This window comes from Sphingomonas sp. (genome assembly GCF_040398505.1).
Lineage (GTDB): Bacteria > Pseudomonadota > Alphaproteobacteria > Sphingomonadales > Sphingomonadaceae > Sphingomonas.
In genome coordinates this window covers 3771-7134 of the sequence record NZ_JBBATX010000092.1, presented here as the reverse complement: position 1 = coordinate 7134, position 3364 = coordinate 3771, and the positions used below count along the sequence as shown (strand labels likewise).

The following is a 3364-nucleotide window of genomic DNA, read 5'->3' as shown; positions in this document are numbered from 1 at the left end:
AGCACGGCCTCCCCGACGACCGCCGCGCGCGCTTCCTCCTCGCTCGCAAACACCCGCTTGCGGCGGCACACGCTCAGCCGCGTGCGCATCGTCAGCGCCCCAGCATATGGTCGACAAAGCCGCCGAGCGTCCTGAACCCGGTGAGCGTCAGCCCGCTTTTGTCGTCCGCCACCGCCGCCGGCACCAGCGCGCGTTCGAACCCCAGTTTCCCCGCTTCCTTCAGCCGCAGCGCCCCGTGCGCGACCGGGCGGATTTCGCCCGACAAGGCAAGTTCGCCGAACACCACCGCGTCGGCCGCGACCGGCCGTTCCGACAACGCCGACACCAGCGCCGCCGCCACCGCCAGATCGGCGGCAGGGTCCTGCACGCGGTATCCGCCCGCGATATTGAGATAGACTTCGCTCGACGAGAAGCTGAGCCCGCAGCGCGCCTCGAGCACCGCGAGCACCATTGCGAGTCGCCCGCTGTCCCAGCCGACCACTGCGCGCCGCGGGGTCGCGCCGCTCGCCAGCCGTACGACCAGCGCCTGAATCTCGACCAGCACCGGTCGCGTCCCCTCAAGCGCGGGGAACACCGTGGTGCCCGTCACGCCTTGCTCACGCTGCGTCAGGAACAAGGCGGAAGGATTTAAAACTTCGGCCAAACCCTCCGCCACCATCGCGAACACGCCGATCTCGTCAGTGCCGCCGAAGCGGTTCTTGATCGCGCGCAGGATGCGATATTGGTGGCTGCGCTCGCCTTCGAAGCTCAGCACGGTATCGACCATATGTTCGAGCACGCGCGGCCCCGCGATGCTGCCATCCTTGGTGACGTGCCCGACCAGCACCACCGCCGTGCCGCGTTCCTTGGCGAAGCGGATCAGTTCCTGCGCCGACGCGCGCACCTGGCTGACGGTGCCGGGCGCGCCCTCGATCAGATCGCTGTGCATCGTCTGGATCGAATCGATCACGAGCAAGGCAGGCGGCGTGCCCTTGCCCAGCGTGGTGAGGATATCGCGCGTCGAGGTCGCCGCCGCGAGCATCACCGGGGCATGTCCCAGCCCGAGCCGCCGCGCGCGCAGCCGCACCTGATCGGCCGCTTCCTCGCCCGAGACATAGGCGACCGGCAGCCCGGCCAGCGCCATCTTGGCGGCGGCCTGCAGCAACAAGGTCGACTTGCCGATCCCCGGATCGCCACCGATCAAGGTCGCCGATCCCTCGACGAACCCGCCGCCCAATGCCCGGTCAAACTCGGCGATTCCCGACGGCATCCGCTCGGGCAGACTGATTTCGGCATCAAGCCCGACCAATTGCATCGTCCGCCCGCCGGACTGGAGATTATGCTTGGCCTGAAACGGCGTGACGGTCGCCCCGGCCTCCTCGACCAGCGTGTTCCACGCGGCGCAATCGGCGCATTGCCCGGCCCAGCGGTGCGACACCGAGCCGCAAGCCTGACAGACGTAGCGTTTTTGGGGTTTGGCCATGTGGTGAGCGTCTATCTAATTCCCCTCCCGCTTTCGCGGGAGGGGTTAGGGGAGGGTCTTCTTCTTTCCGCCATGCGAGCGGCAAGTGCCAGGCGAATTGCCTCCAGCACGCCGTCGCGGTTCTCGACGACGTCGCCGTTCCAGAAGCGAAGCACGCGATACCCCCTCGCCTCCAAGAAGCGCGTACGAGAGGAATCCGTCGCCTCGTTATGCCGGGCGCCGTCGAGTTCGACGATCAACCTTGCTTCGACGCACAGGAAATCGACGACGAACGCGCCGATGGTCGCTTGAAACCGGAACTTGAACCCGTCGCACTGGCGGTTCCTGGTCGCCTGCCAGATTGCATTCTCAACATCCCTCCGCTCACGGCGAAGGCGCGCGGCGTGGGGGATCATCTGGCGGCGGACTGGGTACATGTGGCAAGCTTATTTTAAGAACGAAGGAAGAACAAGAAGAAAGAAGAAAACCCTCCCCTACCCTCCCGCGAAGGCGGGAGGGAGAATTAGAACCATCACCCGTTGTTAGCAGAGAGGCGAGAAAAGTTGCGGGAGATAGTCACAGCCCTCCCGCTTCGCTATGGCGACCCCGATGCAAGCTTCCGACCTCCGCGTGGCACTTTTCAGCGGCAACTATAATTATACGCGGGACGGCGCGAACCAGACCCTCAACCTCCTCGTCGGGCATTTGCTCAGCCGCGGTGTGAAGGTGCGGATCTATGCGCCGACCAGCCGGACGCCGGCCTTCCCGCCGACCGGCGACCTGGTCAGCGCCCCGTCGCTCAAGATCCCGCTGCGCGGCGAATATAAGCTGACGCGCGGCATGGGGCACCGCGTGCGCCGCGATCTCGACGCGTTCGCGCCCAACATGATCCATGTCTCGGCGCCCGATCGGCTTGGCCACAAGGCGCTGAACTATGCCGAGGCGCATGGCATCGCGAGTGTCGCCTCGTACCATACGCGCTTCGAAACCTACATGCAGTATTACGGTCTCGGCTTCCTCGTCCGCCCGATGATCAACATCCAGAAGCGCTTTTACAGCCGGGTCGACGAAGTCCTCGCCCCCAGTCAGATGATGGGCGAAATCCTGCGCGACTGGGGCGTGCAGACGCCGGTCACGCGCTGGTCGCGCGGGGTGAACCATGCACGCTTCACCCCCGCGCGGCGCGATCTGGCGTGGCGGCGCAGCCTGGGGATTGGCGATGACGAGATCCTCGTTGGGTTTCTCGGGCGGCTGGTCAAGGAAAAGGGCCTCGACGTGTTTGCGCAGGCGATCCGCGCGCTCGACGCGCGCGGCGTGAAGCATCGCACCTTCGTCGTCGGCGAAGGCCCGGCCAAGGACTGGTTCGCGCACCATGTGCCCGATGCGGTCTTCGCGGGGTTCCTGACCGGCGACGATCTTGGCCGCGCGGTCGCCTCGATGGACGTGTTTTTCAACCCGAGCCTGACCGAAACCTTCGGCAACGTCACGCTGGAGGCGATGGCAGCGGGTGTCCCGGTCGTCGCGGCGCGCGCGAGCGGCGCGGTCGGGCTGATCGACGACGGCGTGACCGGCTTGATCGTCCCGCCGACCGACATTGCGGGCTATGCCGATGCTTTGCAGCGCTTTTGCGAAGACGATGCCTTCCGGACTGCGGCCGGGGCAGCGGGCCATGCCGAGGCCGAGACGTATCAGTGGGACCGGATCAACCAGGTCGTGCTCGATACCTATTTGCGGGTACTGGAGCGGCGGGCGCCGGGCGGCGGCACCTGATGCCTCCCCTCCCTGTCAGGGAGGGGAGCCGCTATTCCCAGTCATAGGCCAGCGGCGCCTCGCGAAACGCGAAGCGATCGACGTGACGGGCAACCGCGCCCTTAAGCCCGTCGAGCTGTTCTGGCGAGGTCGCGTCGATCCGCACGTCCAGCG

General features: G+C 66.4%; 4 protein-coding genes. 1 reads left to right on the top strand and 3 read right to left on the bottom strand.

Annotation, left to right across the window (positions count from 1 at the left end; all coding sequences use genetic code 11):
• Positions 1–91: 91 nt before the first annotated feature.
• Both radA and ABWP09_RS11230 read right to left on the bottom strand, forming a co-directional pair.
• A complete protein-coding gene (gene radA / locus ABWP09_RS11235) occupies positions 92–1462 on the bottom strand; it encodes a DNA repair protein RadA (RefSeq protein ID WP_353205225.1) in 1371 nt (456 codons plus the stop codon).
• Positions 1463–1473: 11 nt separating this feature from the next.
• Complete coding sequence (locus tag ABWP09_RS11230; RefSeq protein WP_353205232.1) at positions 1474–1857, bottom strand: endonuclease domain-containing protein; 384 nt, start codon at positions 1855–1857, stop codon at positions 1474–1476.
• A 193-nt stretch (positions 1858–2050) separates the two neighbouring features.
• On the opposite strand from ABWP09_RS11230, the gene ABWP09_RS11225 reads away from it, so the two are divergent.
• Positions 2051–3211, top strand: coding sequence for a glycosyltransferase family 4 protein (locus ABWP09_RS11225; RefSeq protein WP_353205224.1), 1161 nt, complete (start codon positions 2051–2053; stop codon positions 3209–3211).
• Positions 3212–3242: 31 nt separating this feature from the next.
• Here ABWP09_RS11225 and ABWP09_RS11220 read toward each other — a convergent pair.
• On the bottom strand, positions 3243–3364 hold a 122-nt coding region (locus tag ABWP09_RS11220), incomplete at its 5' end, for a DUF2218 domain-containing protein (protein ID WP_353205231.1).